This window comes from Streptomyces sp. PT12 (genome assembly GCF_003311645.1).
Classification (GTDB): domain Bacteria; phylum Actinomycetota; class Actinomycetes; order Streptomycetales; family Streptomycetaceae; genus Streptomyces.
In genome coordinates, this window is record NZ_QEST01000088.1 from 50,429 (window position 1) to 67,239 (window position 16,811).

A 16,811-nucleotide genomic window follows, 5' to 3' on the forward strand; every position below is an offset into this window, starting at 1 on the left:
CGCGCCGTTCCGCGCCGTTCCGTTCAGCCGCGGGCCCTGACCCCACGCGTGAGGTCGGCGGTCAGCAGGCGCAGCTCCGCGAGCCGCGCCTCCTCGTCGTCCAGGTGCTCGAGAACGCGCTGGACGAACGCCGAGCCGACGATCACGCCGTCGGCGAACACGGCCACCTCGGACGCCTGGACGGCGTTGGACACCCCGAGCCCCACGCACACCGGAAGCTCGGTGGTGGCCCGCACGCGCCGCACCAGGTCGGCGGCGTCCCTGCTGACCGACGCCCTGGTGCCGGTCACGCCCATCAGGGAGGCGGCGTAGACGAAGCCGCTGCCCGCCGCGGTGACGGTGGCGATGCGGGCGTCCGCGCTGCTCGGCGCGACCACGAAGACCGTGGCGAGGCCGTGCTGCTCGGCGGCCTTCCGCCAGGTCTCCGACTCCTCGACGGGCAGGTCGGGCAGGATGCAGCCCGCGCCGCCCGCCTCGGCCAGCTCCGCGGCGAAGCGCTCGGGGCCGTAGCGGTCCACGGGGTTCCAGTAGGTCATGCAGAGCACCGGCGCGCCGGTCGCCGCGTGCACCTCGCGCACGGTGCGCAGGACGCCCGCGATGCGGATGCCGCCGCGCAGCGCGATGTCGTCCGCGGTCTGGATGACCGGGCCGTCGAGCACCGGGTCGCTGTGCGGGAGGCCGATCTCGACGATGTCGCAGCCCGCCTCGACCATGGCGGTCACGGCCCGGATGCCGCCGTCGAGGGTCGGGAACCCGGCCGGGAAGTACCCGATGAGGGCCGCGCGGCCCTCCGCCCTGGCCGCCGCGAGCCGGGCGTCCAGGAGGTGTGCGTTGCCGCTCATGCCTCAGCTCCGTTCGGGTCCTGTCGTTCGCCCTGTCGTTCGCCCTGTCGTTCGCCCTGTCGTTCGTCGTAGAGCCCGAAGTACCGGGCGGCCGTGTCCATGTCCTTGTCGCCGCGGCCCGAGAGGTTGACCAGGATCAGCGCCTCGGGACCCAGCTCGCGGCCGATGTCGAGCGCCCCCGCGAGCGCGTGCGCGCTCTCGATCGCGGGGATCACGCCCTCGGTGCGGGACAGCAGCCGCAGCGCCTGCATCGCCTGGTCGTCGGTGACGGGGCGGTACTCGCCGCGCCCGGCGTCCTTGAGGTAGGAGTGCTCGGGGCCGATGCCGGGGTAGTCGAGACCGGCGGAGATGGAGTAGGGCTCGGTGATCTGGCCCTCGTCGTCCTGGAGGACATAGGAGCGCGAGCCGTGCAGGATGCCGGGCTCGCCCGCGGTCAGGGTCGCGGCGTGCTCGCCCGACTCGACGCCGTGGCCCGCGGCCTCGCAGCCGACGAGCCGCACGCCCTCGTCGGGGATGAACGCGTGGAACAGGCCGATGGCGTTCGACCCGCCGCCCACGCACGCCACGACGGCGTCGGGCAGCCGCCCCGCGCGCTGCTGGATCTGGCGGCGCGCCTCGACGCCGATGACGCGGTGGAAGTCGCGGACCAGCGTGGGAAACGGGTGAGGGCCCGCGACGGTCCCGAACAGGTAGTGCGTGTGCGCGACGTTGGCCACCCAGTCGCGGAACGCCTCGTTGATCGCGTCCTTGAGGGTGCGGCTGCCCGAGGCGACGGGGACGACCTCGGCGCCCAGCATGCGCATCCGCGCGACGTTGAGCGCCTGGCGCTCGGTGTCGACCTCACCCATGTAGATGGTGCAGTCGAGGCCGAACAGGGCGCAGGCCGTCGCCGTGGCGACGCCGTGCTGGCCCGCGCCTGTCTCGGCGATGACCCTCGTCTTGCCCATGCGGCGGGTGAGAAGGGCCTGGCCGAGGACGTTGTTGATCTTGTGGGAGCCGGTGTGGTTCAGGTCCTCGCGCTTGAGGAAGATCCGGGCGCCCCCGGCGTGCTCCGCGAAGCGCGGCACCTCGGTGAGCGGGCTGGGGCGGCCGGTGTAGTGGACCAGGAGGTCGTTCAGCTCGGCAGCGAAGGCGGGGTCGCCCTTCGCCTTCTCGTACTCGGCCGCGACCTCGTCGACGGCGGCCCGCAGGGCCTCAGGGATGAAGGTGCCGCCGAACGCGCCGAAATACCCCGCGGCGTCGGGGACCCGGCCATCGGGGTCGGGGAAGAAGTGAGCAACGGACATGCGGAACGCAGCCCTTCCAGATGGTGTGCCGAAACGATGGGCGCGACGGGGTCCGCCTCAGGCGGAGACCCTGGGGCGGCGCCATCGACGGCCGTTGATCTGGCCGGGCTCGCACCCGATGTGGTAGCGCACGCGGCGGCCGAGGACGCGGCGCGCGGGCGCGCGGCAGCCGCGGGGGCGCGTGCCCCTGGCCGGATCGCTGCACCGCGCGCCGGTCGCCACTCCGGTCAGCGCCCCTGCCGCAGCGCCGGGTGGGCCCCTGCGGCCACGAGGTCGGACACGGCGGAGCGCGGGTCCTTGCCCGTGACCAGCGACTCCCCGACGAGCACGGCGTCGGCGCCCTCGTTCGCGTAGGCGATCAGGTCGTGCGGGCCGCGGACGCCGGACTCGGCGATCTTGACGACATGGTCGGGGATTTCGGGGGCGACCCTGGCGAAGGTCTGGCGGTCGACGTCGAGCGTCTTGAGGTTCCGCGCGTTCACCCCGATGACCTTCGCGCCCGCGTCGAGCGCGCGCGAGACCTCCTCCTCGTCGTGCACCTCGACGAGCGGGGTGAGCCCGATGGACTCGGCGCGCTCGACGAGCGACACGAGCGCGTCCTGCTCGAGCGCGGCGACGATCAGCAGCGCGAGGTCGGCGCCGTGCGCCCTGGCCTCCCACAGCTGGTAGGCGGTGACGATGAAGTCCTTGCGCAGCACGGGCACGTCGACCCGGGCGCGCACGGCCTTGAGGTCGTCGAGCGAGCCACCGAACCTGCGCCGCTCCGTCAGCACGGAGATCGCGGCCGCGCCACCGGCCTCGTAGTCCGCGGCCAGCGCGGCGGGGTCGGCGATCGCGGCCAGCGCGCCCTTGGACGGGCTCGAACGCTTGACCTCGCAGATGACGGCGACGCCTTCGCCCCTGAGGGCGGCGGCACCGTCCTTGGCGGCGGGGGCCTTCGCGGCGGCGGCCTTGAGGTCGTCGAGGCTCACCCGCGCCTGTCGCTCGGCGAGGTCGGCACGGACGCCCTCGACGATCTCGTCCAGCACACTCACGCGACCGGCCCCTTCCCTCCGGGGGAGATACGAACACCTCGATGGTATCCGCCAGGACCCGGAGCGTTCGCATCCGCATCCCAGGCTTCGCCGCCTGCGGCGGGCCCGGCCGCTCCGGAAGTCCGCACGCGGCAGGCGCAGAAGTGCACAGGGCCGTGCGGCGCACGGGGATACCGCGTGCGCCGTGGCGCGCTACAACGCTGCGCGAGTTGCGCCGGGCGGATGGTGGTTGCCGGGCGGGCTTCGCCCGCGGCGAGCGCGGGGGGCCGCGCCGGACGCTCGCCATCACACCGTCCTGCGGCCGACGCCAGTTCCACTACGCCGACGACTGCCGTATGACGATCGCCTTGACCGGCCCCCGGCGCCCCAGCATGCTGCGCGAGCTCACCGCGCGATGTGCACCTGCGGCGGCCCGCCGCGTCGCGCCGGGCGCGGGGTGGTCACGGCGAGGCGAGTTGCGTTCGACCTCACCCCCGGGCGCGCGCCGAGGCGCATCCCAAGCGGCCCCTCACAGCAACCGCCCAGCGCGGCGCAGCCCGCGCCGCGGCCAAGCCCGCCGCAGGCGACCCCGCTATGCACCCGGAGGGACAAGCGGGGTGCCGAGCGGGGTGTTGCGCGTGATCGTGAACAGGGCCGTCGCCGCTGCCGCCGTCCAGGCGTGGCGGGGGGTGGGGGTGAAGGGGAAAGGGCGATGGGTGAGCCACAGGGCCAGTGCCACCGCGAAGATCAGGAACGCGGTCACCGCCAGGGCGTTCGCGCCGAGTGCCGTCACGATGTCGCCGTGGGCCAGCGCGTGGGCGCTGCGCAGGCCGCCGCAGGCGGGGCAGTGCAGGCCGGTGAGCGAGAGCACAGGGCAAGGGGGGTAGCGGCCGGGGACGTTGGGGTCGACCGCGGCCACCGCGGCGAACGCGGCGGCCGCCGCGCCCAGCGCGGCGAGGGGGGCGGCGAGCACTCGTTCAGCATCGGCGGCCCGCCGCGCCCGCGCAAAGGAACGCGCCGCGTTCAGCCAGCGACGCTCGGCTCGCGGTCATCGCCCGTCGGCTGCCCTGGGACCGCCGCCGTCGGCGCCTTGCCGACCGCGGCCGTGGAGGAGACCGGCTGGCCGAGGCCCATGGAGCGCATCACCAGGCCGACCACCGCGCCGAGCGCGATGACCGCGCCACCGGCGGCCACACCCCACGGCTGGGCCATCACGGTGTAGGCGCTGCCGACGCAGAACCCGGCGATGATGATGATGACAGCGGTCCAGGCGGCCGGGCTGTTCCCGTGGTGGTACTCGCGCGCCATGTTCAGTGCTCCTCGGTGATCGACGGCCGCCCGGTCGAGGGACCGTCCTGGGGGCCGGAGTGGCTTGTGGCCATTGTGGCAGGCAGGGCGGACAGTCCTACGTGGGGTCCTCGCCCCGGTCGAGCGCGCGCCAGATGTCCTCGGGGCGGTCGTCGCCGGGGGCGGCCTGGCGCCCCCGCTCCCCGCGCTCGCGGCGGCCCGCGCGCTCGTAGCGGCCCGACATCGCGGGCCACTGACGGCCGTAGCTCAACGCCAGGAGCCCCGCGCACAGCAGCAGCAGCCCGCCCAGCGCCGAGAACCACGGCCAGCCGGTGTGGCTCACGCTCGTCACGGCGGCCTCGGTCAGGCCCATCGCCTCGGCGGCGCTCGTCTCCAGGGCGTCCGTGTCGCCCGCGCCAAGCACGGCGGTCCCGATCGCCCCCGCCCCCGACAGGGCGAGGACCGAGGCGACGACGGTCCGCCCCGTTCTGCGGACGGCGAACACCGCGACGAGCGCGGCGAGTCCGACCAGGGCAAGCGCGCTCGGCACGCCGGAGACCGCGCTGCCGCTCGCCGTGACCGGCAGCGACGCCTCGGTGGCGGCCGTCTCGCCCTCGCCCCAGGTCTGCCCGGCGGAGATCAGCACGATCGCCGCCCCTGCGGCGCCGCTGAGCAGCGCGGCACCCAGCGCGCGGCGCGAGGCGCGCGCGCCGGCGGCGCTGCTGGTGGGGTTCCGGGTCACGCTTCCACGCTACCTCGCAACTTCCCCGCCGTGGCCACCGCCCTCAGAACGGCCGCCGCCTTGTTCGCGCACTCCGTGTCCTCGGCGACGGGGTCGGAGTCGGCCACGACGCCCGCGCCCGCCTGGACATAGGCGACTCCCTCGCGCAGCAGGGCGGTTCGGATGGCGATGGCGGTGTCGGCGTTGCCCGCGAAGTCGAGGTAGCCGACGCAGCCGCCGTACACGCCGCGGCGCGTGGGCTCCAGCTCCTCGATGATCTGCAACGCCCTCGGCTTGGGCGCGCCCGAGAGCGTTCCGGCCGGGAAGCAGGCCATGAGGGCGTCGAAGGCGGTGCGGTCGTCCGCAAGCCGCCCGGTGACGGTGGAGACGATGTGCATGACGTGGCTGTAGCGCTCGACCGACATGAAGTCGACGACCTCGACGGTGCCGGGGCGGCACACGCGGCCGAGGTCGTTGCGCCCGAGGTCGACGAGCATCAGGTGCTCGGCGCGCTCCTTGGGGTCGGCGAGCAGCTCCTCGCCGAGGGCCGCGTCCTCCTGCGGGGTGGCGCCGCGCCTTCGGGTGCCCGCGATGGGGTGGAGCAGGGCGCGGCCCTCCTCGACCTTGACCAGCGCCTCGGGGCTCGAGCCGACGATGTCGAAGCCGTCGAACCTGAAGAGGTACATATAAGGGCTGGGGTTGGTCGCGCGGAGCACCCGGTAGACGTCGAGGGCGCTCGCGGCGCACGGAGTCTCGAACCGTTGCGAGGGCACCACCTGGAACGCGTCGCCCGCCCTGATGTACTCCTTGACGGCCTCGACCGCGCGCCGGTAGTCGTCGCCGCCCCAGCGGGCGGTGTGCGGGGGCAGCTCGGACGGCGGCAGGGCGACGGCCTCGGCCGCGGCGGGGCGGGCGAGGTCGGCGGTCATGGCGTCGAGCCTGCCCACGGCGTCCAGATATGCCTCGTCGACGCCGGTGTCGAGGTCGTTGTGGTTGTCCCCCGCGGGGTGGTCATCCCCCACGGGCGAAAGGTGCCCCCAGGCATTGGCGATCAGGAGCACCGTGCCGTCGCGGTGGTCGACCACGGCGAGGTCCGAGGCGAGCAGCATGGTCAGCTCGGGGAGCGCCAGGTCGTCGCGGGTGCTGTCGCCGATGGACTCCAGGCGGCGGACGATGTCGTAGCCGAGGTAGCCGACCATCCCCCCGGTGAACGGCGGCAGTTCGGGGTCGTGCGGGGTGTGCAGGATCTCGATGGTCTCGCGCAGGGCCCGCAGCGGGTCGCCGTCCGTGGGGACGGAGACCGGCGGGGTGCCGAGCCAGTGCGTGCGCCCGTCGCGCACGGTCAGGGTGGCGACGCTGCGGACGCCTATGAACGAGTAACGCGACCACGTCCGCCCGTTCTCCGCGGACTCCAGCAGGAACGTGCCGGGGCGCTCGGCGGCCAGCTTCCGGTACAGGGCGATGGGGGTGTCGCCGTCGGCGAGGAGGCGACGGGTGACCGGGATCACCCGGCGCTCCTTGGCGAGCGTCCGGAAGCGCTCGAGGTCTGGCGTCGTCATGGCGCGTGAGCCTAGTGCGTCGGGAACGGCAGGCGTCCCGCGTCGAAGCACGTGCGGTCGCCGGTGTGGCAGGCCCCGCCGACCTGGTCGACCTGGACGAGCACGGTGTCGCCGTCGCAGTCGAGCGCGACCGACTTCACGTGCTGGGCGTGCCCCGAGGTGTCGCCCTTGACCCAGTACTCGCGGCGGCTGCGGCTCCAGTAGGTGCAGCGGCCCGTGGTCAGCGTGCGGCGCAGGGCCTCGTCATTCATCCAGCCGAGCATGAGCACCTCGCCGGTGTCGTACTGCTGGGCGATGGCGGCGACCAGCCCTTCGGGGGTGCGCTTCAGGCGCGCGGCGATGGCCGGATCGAGGGACGGGCCCGGTGACGCACCAGGTGACGTAGGGGACATGGGTCCATTCTGCCCCGCGTTCGAGGGGTGCTCCGCGGGGTGGCGCACTAGGCTAGACGCATGTCGACGCATGCGAAGCGCGAACGTCTGCTGCTGGCCGATCTCCTGGAGTCCGCGGGCCCGGAGGCCGCCACCCTGTGCGAGGGGTGGACGGCGCGTGATCTGGCGGCCCATGTGGTGGTGCGGGAGCGGCGGCCCGACGCGGCGGCCGGGATCGTGATCAAGCCGCTCGCCGCCCGTGGGGAGCGCACGCGGGGCGAGTTCGCGGCGCGGCCCTACGACGAGCTGATCCAGATGATCAGGCTGGGCCCGCCCCGGGTCTCGCCGTTCTCGCTCAAGCAGATCGACGAGGCGGCGAACACCGTGGAGTTCTTCGTCCACGGCGAGGACGTGCGGCGCGCGCGGCCCGAGTGGGAGCCGCGCGACCTCGACCCGGTGTTCTCGGACGCGCTGTGGAAGCGGCTGGAGTCCGGGGCGCGGATCATGGGCCGCCGCAGCCCGGTGGGCCTGGTGCTCAGGCGGCCCAACGGGCAGACGGCGGTGGCCCACAAGGGCACCCCCGTGGTAACGGTCACGGGGGATCCCGGCGAGCTGCTGCTGTTCGCGATGGGCCGCCAGGAGGCGGCCAGGGTGACGATCGAGGGCGACGAGGACGCGGTGCTGAGCCTGCGCAAGGCCAAGCTGGGCATGAGCTAGGCGGGCACGGGTGGGTCGCCGTCGGGGCGTGGGCCTGGTGCGATGCCGAGTCTGCGCAGCGCCGTGGTGCGCACGGACCTGCTGATGACGCATCCAACGCCGCCGTCGGGCAGGGCCACGCGGGCGATGTCGATCCGCACCTCGTGCGGGTGGAAGGGGTCCCAGTCGATCCCCCACCCGCGCAGCCACCGCTCCCACGCGCGTCGGCCGCCGTCGCCCCCGTCATTGCGAGAGGCGACCACGAGCGCCCACTCCCCGTCGGTCTGCCCGTCGGTCTCCCCGGCCATCGGCCTACTGTAGGGCGGTGGCGCGCAGCGTCTCGAACACGCTGGACACGCTCTCGGCCGCGTGGCCCTCGGCCTCGGCCTTGGCGAAGAGGTGGTGCACCGCGGCGGACAGGGCGGTGGCGACGCCCGCCTCGCGCATCGTCTCCGCGACGTGTTCTGCGCCGACGACCTGCATCGCGAGGTCGTTCTCCTCGCCCGGATAGGAGCCCGCCTCGATCTCCGCGGTGACCTCCCGCAGATAGCCGACGGGGCTGTCCTGCGACATCCCGGCGAACAGCTCGGACGCGTAGGGGAACAGCCGCTCGACCCGTTGACCCGCCGCGCGGAGCAGGGCGACGCTGTGCATGTAGCTGGTCAACGACGCGGTGAAAACGTGCAGCATCGCCTGGTAGTAGATCATCGCCAGTCCGGGGTCAGTGCCCATCCAGTCGATCCTGCTCAGCCGGGCCAGCGTCTCCCGATGCGCGTCGAGCGCGTCCCTGTCGCCGCCGTAGAACGTGTACGCCGCGGGTCCGCCGATGGCGGGAGGCGGCACCATGATGCCGCCCGCAACGAACCGCGCGCCGTGCCCTGCCGCCCAACGGGCCGCGCCGCGCAGCTGTTCCGGGGTGTGGGAGCTGAGGTTGACCAGCACCAGGTCCCTCAGTGCCGCCGGGTCGGCCGCGCCGATGACGTCGTGCGTCGCCCGGTAGTCGACGAGGCTGACGACCGCGAGGCGCGCGGCGCGCAACGCCTCGGTCGGCGAGGCGGCGAGGGTGGCGCCGCGTTCCATCAGCCGATCGGCCTTAGATGCCGTTCGGTTCCATACGGTCGTCGGGTGACCGGCATCGATAAAGATCCCGGCCATCTTCGCGCCCATCACGCCAAGTCCGATCACGGTCACCGGCTCACGCGTGCTCATGTCCGTCCCACTCTCCTCCGCTTGTGCAGGGCCCCACGGTGCGCGTCCCCGCTTCGGGAACGCTTCGGGAACGCTTCGGGCCCCCTGTGGAGCGGCTGGGGCCGTGCCGCCCGGTTAGCCTGGCCGCATGCGCTTCGGGGTGCTCGGTCCGCTGGCCGTGTGGACGGACGAGGGGACGCCGGTCATCGTTCCTGACACCAAGGTCAGGGCGTTGCTCGCCGATCTGCTGGCGCGGGACGGCGGCCCCGTCCCCGCGGACCGGCTGGTCGAGGACCTGTGGGGCGCGCGCCCCCCGCGCAATCCCACCGCCACGCTTCAGGCGCGGGTCTCGCAGCTGCGCCGCGCGCTGGCCGAGGCGGAGCCGGGCGGACGGGAGCTGGTGACGTTCGGCCCCGCCGGTTACGCGCTCGCCGCCGCGCCGGACGCGGTGGACGCGCGCGCGTTCGACGCGCTGCTCGATCGCGCCTCCGCGAGCGGGGACGCGCGCACGCGCGCGGCGCTGCTCGGTGAGGCGCTTGACCTGTGGCGGGGCGAGGCGTTCGCCGACTTCGCCGACGAGCCGTTCACGCGGGCCGCGGTGACCCGGCTGGACGAGCGGCGGCTGACGGCGTGGGAGGAGCGCGCCGAGGCCCGGCTCGACCTGGGCGAGCACGACGCGCTCACCGCGGAGCTGCCGGCGCTGATCGAGCGCCACCCGCTGCGGGAACGGCTTGTCGCCGCGCACATGCGCGCCCTCTATCGCGCGGGGCGCCAAGAGGCGGCGCTCGCCCGCTACCGCGCGCTGCGGGACGCGCTGGCCGACGGGCTTGGCGTCGATCCCACGCCCGAACTGGCCGAGCTGTACCGGGCGGTGCTCCACCACGACCCGGCGCTCGCGCCCCGCGCGCGCACCAATCTGCCCGCCCCCGTGACCGAGCTGATCGGCCGTGAGAAGGACCTGGCGGGGACCGGGGAACGGCTGGCCTCGGCGCGCCTGGTGACGCTGACCGGGCCCGGCGGGGTCGGGAAGACGCGGCTCGCGCTCGCCGCGGCCGCGCGCGAGACCGGCCGCTTCCCCGACGGCGTGTGGCTCGTCGAGCTGGCCGCCGTCACCGGGGAAGGGGTGCCGGGCGCGGTGGCGGCCGTGCTGGGCGTGCGCGATGACGCGAGGCCGGGCGGCTCGTTGGACGATCAGCTGACCGAGGCGCTCGCGGACCGCAGGGCGCTGCTCGTCCTCGACAACTGCGAGCACGTGGTCGAGGCCGCGGCGGCCCTCGCGTCCCGGCTGCTCAAGGCCGCGCCCGGGGTGCGGATCCTGGCGACCGGCCGGGAGCCGCTGGGGGTGTCGGGCGAAGTCCTGTTCGCCGTCGACCCGTTGGGGCTGCCGCCCGAGGGGGCCACGGCGCCGGGCGATCTCGCGGGGTCGAGCGCGGCGCGCCTCTTCGTCGAACGCGCCGCGGCCGCGGACCCCGGCTTCGCGCTCGACGGCGGGAACGCCGCCGCCGTCGCCGCCGTGTGCCGCCGCCTCGACGGCATCCCGCTGGCGCTCGAACTCGCCGCGACGCGCGTGCGGGCACTCGGCGTGGGCGCGTTGGCCGAACGCCTCGACGACCGCTTCCGGCTGCTGGCCTCAGGGCCGCGCGACGCCCCGACGCGGCAGCGCACGCTGCGCGCCGTGCTCGACTGGAGCTGGGAACTGCTGGGCGAGCCCGAGCGCGCGGTGCTGCGCCGCCTGGCCGTCGTGGTGGACGGCTGCACCCTGGAGGCGGCCGAGGCGGTGGGCGGCGCGCGGGACACCGTCGAGGTCCTGGCCAGGCTGGTGGACCGCTCGCTGGTGATCGCGGGAGAGGGGCGTTACCGGCTGCTGGAGTCGGTGGCCGCCTATGGCCTCGAACGGCTGCGGGAGGCGGGCGAGGAGGAGCGGACGCGGCTACGGCACGCCGCGTTCTACGGGGCGCTGGCCGAGCGGGCCGCCGAACACCTGCGGGCGCGTGGGCAGTTCCGCTGGATGGACCGGCTCGACGCGGAGGCCGCCAACCTGCGGGCCGCGATCGAGTGGGCCGCGGGAGCGGGCGCGGCCGAGCGGGCGCTGCGGATGGTCGACGCGCTGGCGTGGTACTGGTTCCTGCGCGGGCGTCTTGGCGAGGGGCGCCGCGCCGTGGACGCCGCCCTGGCCGCGCCGGGCGAGGCGCCCGCGGCGGTGCGGGCGGCGGCGCTCGCGTGGCGCGCGGGGTTCGGGGCGCCGCTCGGCGAGGGCTGGAACGGCGCGGCGCGGCGGGCGTTCGATGGCGTGGACGACCCGCTGGGCCTGGCACGGGCGGAGTGGTTCCTGAGCCTGACGCACTGGGGCTATGGCGACCTGTCGGGACATGTGGCGCTCGTCGACGGGGCGTTGGAGGTCTTCCGCGCACGGGGCGACCGGTGGGGGACGGCGGCGGCGCTGGCCACCCGCGCCAGGCTGGCGTCGGGCCGCGCCGATCTGGCGGCGATGGAGCGCGACGCGCGGGACAGCCTGGCGGCCTTCGACGAGCTCGGCGACGCGTGGGGCCGTCTCGAGGCCACCTACGCGCTCGACCTGGCCGCCGAGATCACGGGCGACTACGAGCGGGCCAGGAGCCTGCGCCTCGAAGGGATGCGGCTGGCCAGGAGGTTCGGCATGTGGACCGAGGCGTCGTTCAGGCTCGCGGGCCTCGGCCGCCTCTCGCTGCTGACCGGCGACCTTGAACAGGCGCGTGACCTGCACGAACGGGCGCTGCGGCTGGCGCTCGCGCACTCGGCCAAGCCCGCCGAGGAGTTCGCGGAGATCGGGCTCGGCCTGGTGGCGAGGCGGCAGGGGCGCCTCGACGCGGCGGAGGCCCATCTGCGGCCCTGGCTCGGCTGGTTGGGCGGGGTCGAGGGCCGGGCGGGGGTGGCGTTCCTGCTGGCGGAGCTGGGCTTTGTGGCCGAGCTGCGGGGCGACGCGGCGGGCGCGCTGCGGCTCCAGGGCGAGGGCTATGCCGCGGCGCGGAGGCTCGGCGATCCGCGGGCGGTCGCGCTGGCGCTCGAAGGACTCGCGGGCGCACGGGCGCGCGCGGGGGAGGCCGCGCACGCCGCGCGCCTCCTGGGCGCCGCGCACTCGCTCAGGAGCGCCGTGGGCGCCCCCCTGCCCCCGGGCGAACGCGCGGATGTCGACCGCGTGGAGGCCGCGGCGCGCGCCGCGCTGGCGCCCGAGGAGTTCGCGGCGGAACGGGAACGGGGCGCGGGCCTCTCCCCCGACGCGGCGACCGTGGCGGTGGCGCCCGGTGTGACATTCCCCGAGCCGGGCGGCGGCCGCACGTGGGCCGTGGCCGCGGTGGTGCTCAACTCCCGCGGCCAGGCGTTCGCCCAGCGGCGCAGCGCCACGCGGCGGCTGTTCCCCGACTGCTGGGACCTGGTCGGGGGGCATGTGGAGGAGGGCGAGACGCTGCTCGATGCCTTGGTGCGCGAGGTCGAGGAGGAGACCGGCTGGCGCGTGCGCGCGGTGACGCGCTTCCTCGGCGTGATCACCTGGGAGGGCGACGACGGGCGCGGCCTGCGGCACGAGGCCGACTACGTCGTCGAGGTGGATGGCGACCTGGACACGCCGGTCCTGGAGTGGTCCAAGCACCCGGCGTGGGATTGGTTCGGGCCTGGCGACCTGGAGCGGCTCAAGGAGAACCGGCTGCCCGCCGACCAGTTGGTCCACGCCGTGATCGCGAAGGCGCTCGGCGTGGGCGGCTGATCCGGGCCCCGGGCGCAGCGTTCACCCGGGGCCCGGGACCCGGGACCCGGCACCCGTGGCCCGGATCGACCGGATGGACCGGATCAACGGGCTCGACCGGCTCAGCTTCCCTGGCCGCGCCCGCTGATCATGTCGCGCGCCCGGTCCACCAGGCCGACGCCCGGGGCCAGCACTTTGTTCAGCGGCGGGGTATCGGGGGCCGACGGGTGCGGCCTGGTGGGCGCCATCCTCTTGGCGCGGCGCGCCTTGCCGCCCAGGTCGGCCAGCGCCTCGGGGGTGCAGGCGGCCCGCAGCATCGGGAAGAGGTGGTCCTCCTCGTCCTGGATGTGCTCCCTGATCTCGGTCATCAGCCGGGCGATCAGCTGGTCGAACCTCGCGTGGGACGCCGAGTACTCCTCGAGCTCCTTCATGACGCGCTCGGCCGTCGCGTGGTCGCCGATCTCGCGGTCGGCGATCGCGGCCCCGTCGGGCACATGGGCCCGCACCGCCGGGTAGAGGTACTGCTCCTCGGCGATGGAGAGGCGCACGAGCTCGATCGTCACCTGGTCGGCCAGCTGCTTGCGGCGCGGCTCCCCCGGCGGCATCGACTCGATGTCGGAGAAGATGTCCTCCACCTCCCGGTGATCCGTGGTGAGTTCATGGATGATGTCTCCGCCGTGTCCCATGGCGGCCTCCTTCGGTGTCTCGCCTGAACGTCTGCGCGCCTGAACGCCTTCGCACCGGACACCCGGGTAACCAACGGGCCGCGCGAAAAACGTCGTTCACGGGCGGGCACGCTCACGGCGCTTTCCTGGGGCGCGTTCTGGGGAGGGCGCACGGGAACGGCCCGCCTGGTCACGGCGGGCCGTCTCTCCTGGGCGGGAGTGGGGCGTTCAGTCGACGTTCCCCGAGGGGCGCGCGTCGCAACGGCCGCCCTCGACCATCTCCAGGTGCAGCGCCACCACCGGGCGCGCGGCCTCGGCCAGCGCGATGACTTCGGCGTTCTCCCCGCCGTTGATCTCGTCGTCGATCAGCTCGAGCGTCGCGCGGTGGGCCGCCTCCTCGGTGCGCAGCCACTCCTCGTCGTAGGTGGGGGTGCCCGCCACCGCCGCGAGGTCGGAGAGCGTCTGCTGCTGCTCGGGCGTCGGGGCGTCGGGCAGCGCGACGTTCAGCCGTCCGGCCAGTGCGGTGAGGGAGTCGTCGAGCCGCCGGTGGTCGATGACCAGCGTCTCGCCGACCTCCTTGACGCACTCGGTGGTAGCGCTGGTCTGCGCGTCCTCGCCCGCGGCTATTTCGGCCAGATTGCTCTGGTGCGCGGAGGTCAGGAATGTCTCGTCCGTGGTGGACAGCGTGTCAGTCTGGCCATGGGCAACGCCGGCCGACGAGCCGACGAGAAGGAGGGCGCCCAGGGCGCTCAGGGCCGCTCGGGCGGGTGTCGCAGGGATCATGGTGCCTCTCCGCTCGGAAGTTCCGGAAGGTGCGGGTGGTATGCCGCTCCCACCCCCGCCACCGTGCGGGCGCGCGGCGTCACCCGCACGCCGGACACCGCGCCGTTGGGCCGATGGGGTGGCGCCGGACACCGCGCCGTGCGCGCCGGGCACGCTGCGTGACCGCCGAGCGTGGCGCGTTGCCGGATATGACGTTGCGCACCTGTGCCCCGGCGGTCTGATGGTTTGGACCACGGGCCGGTACGCTGGCGGGCGGTTCGCCTCGCCCCCACACCCGCTGCACGAGGAAGACCCATCCGTGTGCGCTGATCTCTCACCCGTCATAGCCGCGACCAGCCAGTGGCTTCTGCGTGCGTATCCCGCCGCCGACGGCCCGCTGAACGAAGTCCTGGCCGAAGTCCAGGCACGCCAGGCCGTCACCGTCGCCGCCTGGCTCCGCTATCCGACCGCCATGGACGCGGCGTTGGTCACGATGGCCGGGCCCGGTGGCTCGGCACATCTCGACTGGGTCGTGGGCGCCGACACCGTGCTGCCCGAGGGCGAGGAGTTCGCCTGGCGGACCTGGGTCGACGAAACGGTCGCCAGCTGGGCCGTCTGTCTGCTCACCTCGCCCCACCTGGCGCGGCAGGCGGTGGCCGCCGTGGATGGCGGCGAGCATGAGTTCCGCCGCCTGACGCTCCCCGCCGAACGCGACCGGCAGGCCGCGGCGCTGCTGCGGCACCCCGATCTCACGGAGGTGGTCGCGGAGTTGCACCGCGACCAGCTCCTGGCCCGCCTCGACCACGACACGGACTGGGTCAGCAGTCCCTGACCGGGGGTGGCCGGATCGCGCCCTTCACGGGCCCGGGCCCCTCCTCCCACACTCGATCCATGGGGCCAGGACCCTCCGCCAGCCCGGATGCCTGTCAACAGTGCCGGGACGAGAGCCGCCCGGCCTGCGAGCGGGGCCACTTCCCGCTGATGGTCGTGCTGTGCGCGCCCTGCTGGAATGTCTATGCCAACGCCATGGCCGCCCATGACGGTGCGGACGCCGCGCCGGTGGACGGCGATGCCCTCGACGGCATCGGCCCGTGGGGGCCTCCGCTCTGCCGCCGCTGCGACGAGCCGGTGCGGCGGCTGCCCACCACCTATGAGCGCTGGGTGGACCTGGAGTTCGACGAGCTGCCCGCCAAGCAGGTGCCGAGCCGGTATCGGTGGCGCGTCCGGCCGATCACGCCGCCGACGTCGCGGTATGTCGTCGGCCATGTCGCCATCCGGATACGGGGGATCGAGCCCCTCCCCGGTGAACGTGTCGTTCCCGCGCATCGGCTGCGCTGCCTCAGCCCCGAGGCTCAGGCCGAGGTCGAGGCCGCATGGCGGTACGACCTCGCACGGGCCGCTCGCGAGCCGGGCGAATCCCCGTGACCCCTGGGCGCGCGACGCAAACCGGTCATACGCGGCCCACAGATCCTCGACCTGGTCGAGGACCGCTCCCGGCGGCCGCGGGGCGAACGCGAGGGCTTTGACGCGGTGATCGCGACGCCAGCCCCGGTCCCTCCCGTGCGTGGACTCCGCGATCGCCGACTCCCACCCGTTGGCGGCACCGCTCCCCAGGGAACCCGCCACCATCGCCGCTCGCCCGTCGCCCGTCGTCCCCGCGGACAGGCATACGGCGAAGGGCGTGGCCCGGCAGCGCCACCCGGTCTCGGTGCAGGCGAGAACGGCGTGACGGTGTGCGACGAGTCGGGCATGGCGTTCAACGTCGACCTCTATGCCCCCCGCGACCGGACGACGGCCCGCCTCATGGCCATTGACCTCATGCTTCGCACCCTTCCCATCCGCGTCGGCGGCCGCAGACTGCTGCGACTCCATCACCACTCCCCTTCCCTCTCGACATCGCTTGATCACAGACAGTAGTCGACCGTCGCCCCCGCGTCATCACTCGACCGGGTGAACAACAGCCACGGAAAATCCGGTTGGCCCGCCGGGCGGGACATGCCAATGTCCTCCACGTGCCATCCGTCAACGCCTCCCGCGTCGACCTGCTGCGCTGGCAGTTCGATCTCGCCTGGGCCCTCTTCGAGTACCACCTGGAACGCCTCGACGAGGACGACTTCCTGTGGGAGCCCGGCCCCCTCTGCTGGACCGTGCGCCCCACCGCCGAGAGGGCGGGCGGCTGGGTGCCCGACTGGTCGGACAAGGAACCGGACCCGATCCCGGTCCCGACGATCGGCTGGATCAGCTGGCACATCGGCTGGTGGTGGAGCGTCACGCTCGACCATCTGGAAGGCCGAACTCCCCGCGACCGCACGGAGATCACCTGGCCCGGCAGCGGCGAGGCCGCCATCGCCTGGCTCAGCGAACTCCGCGCGGCCTGGCGGGAGAAGCTGGGGCGCCTCACGGACGAGGACCTCGACGCCCCGGCCTCCTTTCCCTGGCCGGACGACGCGGCCCACACGGTCGCCCACACCCTCGCCTGGCTCAACACCGAGCTGACGAAGAACGTCACGGAGATCGGCCAACTCCGCCTGATCCGCGCCACTCAGCGCTGAACCCTCCCGGCGGGCCCCAACCTCCGGGCCGCAACTCCGTTGCCTGGGCGAGGGTCGAGGACTCGCCCGACGTGAACGCGAGCCGTATGCCACCCCGGTACGTCGTCATCAACTCCACACGCCGCGAACGACTGCGCCGCGCGCAACACCA

The 16,811-nt window shown here is 74.1% G+C and carries 18 protein-coding genes and 1 pseudogene; 5 read left to right on the forward strand and 14 right to left on the reverse strand.

The features are described 5' to 3' along the window. Positions 1-23: 23 nt before the first annotated feature. From trpA to hisI, 9 genes are all read right to left on the reverse strand, one after another. The gene (trpA, locus tag DEH69_RS09365; protein WP_113686453.1) at positions 24-842 is read right to left on the reverse strand and encodes a tryptophan synthase subunit alpha; all 819 of its coding nucleotides are present in this window, start codon (positions 840-842) and stop codon (positions 24-26) included. Next, positions 839-2,128: a tryptophan synthase subunit beta gene (gene trpB / locus DEH69_RS09370; protein WP_113686454.1), complete on the reverse strand. Its 1,290-nt coding sequence runs from the start codon at positions 2,126-2,128 to the stop codon at positions 839-841. The genes trpA and trpB overlap by 4 nt, the downstream gene beginning before the upstream one ends. A gap of 57 nt (positions 2,129-2,185) precedes the next feature. Next, on the reverse strand, positions 2,186-2,359 hold the full coding sequence (gene trpM, locus DEH69_RS33625; protein WP_369008267.1) for a tryptophan biosynthesis modulator TrpM: 174 nt from the start codon (positions 2,357-2,359) through the stop codon (positions 2,186-2,188). Further along, complete coding sequence (gene trpC / locus DEH69_RS09375; protein WP_113686455.1) at positions 2,356-3,162, reverse strand: indole-3-glycerol phosphate synthase TrpC; 807 nt, start codon at positions 3,160-3,162, stop codon at positions 2,356-2,358. Before trpC ends, trpM begins: the two co-directional genes overlap by 4 nt. Positions 3,163-3,733: 571 nt before the next feature. Continuing rightward, the gene (locus tag DEH69_RS09380) at positions 3,734-4,114 is read right to left on the reverse strand and encodes a DUF2752 domain-containing protein (RefSeq protein ID WP_258534556.1); all 381 of its coding nucleotides are present in this window, start codon (positions 4,112-4,114) and stop codon (positions 3,734-3,736) included. 50 nt (positions 4,115-4,164) lie between these two features. Beyond that, on the reverse strand, positions 4,165-4,449 hold the full coding sequence (locus tag DEH69_RS09385) for an HGxxPAAW family protein (RefSeq protein WP_113686457.1): 285 nt from the start codon (positions 4,447-4,449) through the stop codon (positions 4,165-4,167). A gap of 97 nt (positions 4,450-4,546) precedes the next feature. Next, positions 4,547-5,170 carry a TIGR02234 family membrane protein gene (locus tag DEH69_RS09390; protein ID WP_113686458.1) on the reverse strand — a complete coding sequence of 208 codons (624 nt, stop codon included), beginning with the start codon at positions 5,168-5,170 and terminating at the stop codon, positions 4,547-4,549. After that, positions 5,167-6,708 carry an anthranilate synthase component I gene (locus DEH69_RS09395; RefSeq protein WP_113686459.1) on the reverse strand — a complete coding sequence of 514 codons (1,542 nt, stop codon included), beginning with the start codon at positions 6,706-6,708 and terminating at the stop codon, positions 5,167-5,169. Before DEH69_RS09395 ends, DEH69_RS09390 begins: the two co-directional genes overlap by 4 nt. Positions 6,709-6,719: 11 nt before the next feature. After that, positions 6,720-7,100, reverse strand: a complete 381-nt coding sequence (hisI, locus tag DEH69_RS09400) for a phosphoribosyl-AMP cyclohydrolase (protein ID WP_113686460.1) — start codon at positions 7,098-7,100, stop codon at positions 6,720-6,722. A 60-nt stretch (positions 7,101-7,160) separates the two neighbouring features. Between hisI and DEH69_RS09405 the strand changes: the two genes are divergently transcribed. Next, complete coding sequence (locus DEH69_RS09405; protein ID WP_113686461.1) at positions 7,161-7,796, forward strand: TIGR03085 family metal-binding protein; 636 nt, start codon at positions 7,161-7,163, stop codon at positions 7,794-7,796. Here the strand turns inward: DEH69_RS09405 and DEH69_RS09410 are convergent. The 3 genes and pseudogenes from DEH69_RS09410 to DEH69_RS33635 all read right to left on the reverse strand — a co-directional run. Beyond that, entirely contained in the window at positions 7,793-8,083 is a 291-nt protein-coding gene (locus DEH69_RS09410) for a hypothetical protein (protein ID WP_113686462.1), read from the reverse strand. The two genes, DEH69_RS09405 and DEH69_RS09410, sit on opposite strands and share 4 nt — an antisense overlap. A 4-nt stretch (positions 8,084-8,087) precedes the next feature. Beyond that, complete coding sequence (locus DEH69_RS33630) at positions 8,088-8,507, reverse strand: hypothetical protein (protein WP_369008268.1); 420 nt, start codon at positions 8,505-8,507, stop codon at positions 8,088-8,090. Positions 8,508-8,528: 21 nt separating this feature from the next. After that, positions 8,529-9,008, reverse strand: a pseudogene (locus tag DEH69_RS33635) (NAD(P)-dependent oxidoreductase); the annotation flags it as partial. Positions 9,009-9,111: 103 nt separating this feature from the next. Between DEH69_RS33635 and DEH69_RS09420 the strand changes: the two are divergent. Continuing rightward, positions 9,112-12,702 (forward strand): BTAD domain-containing putative transcriptional regulator, encoded by a 3,591-nt coding sequence (locus DEH69_RS09420; protein ID WP_181727340.1) that lies wholly within the window; start codon positions 9,112-9,114, stop codon positions 12,700-12,702. A gap of 101 nt (positions 12,703-12,803) precedes the next feature. On the opposite strand, the gene DEH69_RS09425 is transcribed toward DEH69_RS09420, so the two are convergent. Next, a complete protein-coding gene (locus tag DEH69_RS09425) occupies positions 12,804-13,367 on the reverse strand; it encodes a hemerythrin domain-containing protein (RefSeq protein WP_113686464.1) in 564 nt (187 codons plus the stop codon). Between the two features lie 207 nt (positions 13,368-13,574). Then, positions 13,575-14,129 carry a DUF4142 domain-containing protein gene (locus DEH69_RS31375; RefSeq protein ID WP_181727341.1) on the reverse strand — a complete coding sequence of 185 codons (555 nt, stop codon included), beginning with the start codon at positions 14,127-14,129 and terminating at the stop codon, positions 13,575-13,577. Between the two features lie 298 nt (positions 14,130-14,427). Between DEH69_RS31375 and DEH69_RS09435 the strand changes: the two genes are divergently transcribed. From DEH69_RS09435 to DEH69_RS09450, 3 genes are all read left to right on the forward strand, one after another. Beyond that, positions 14,428-14,940: a hypothetical protein gene (locus tag DEH69_RS09435; RefSeq protein ID WP_113686465.1), complete on the forward strand. Its 513-nt coding sequence runs from the start codon at positions 14,428-14,430 to the stop codon at positions 14,938-14,940. Positions 14,941-14,999: 59 nt separating this feature from the next. Continuing rightward, positions 15,000-15,533, forward strand: a complete 534-nt coding sequence (locus DEH69_RS09440) for a DUF6083 domain-containing protein (RefSeq protein WP_147255501.1) — start codon at positions 15,000-15,002, stop codon at positions 15,531-15,533. A 587-nt stretch (positions 15,534-16,120) separates the two neighbouring features. Next, positions 16,121-16,660, forward strand: a complete 540-nt coding sequence (locus tag DEH69_RS09450) for a DinB family protein (RefSeq protein ID WP_258534557.1) — start codon at positions 16,121-16,123, stop codon at positions 16,658-16,660. The last annotated feature ends 151 nt before the right edge of the window (positions 16,661-16,811 follow it).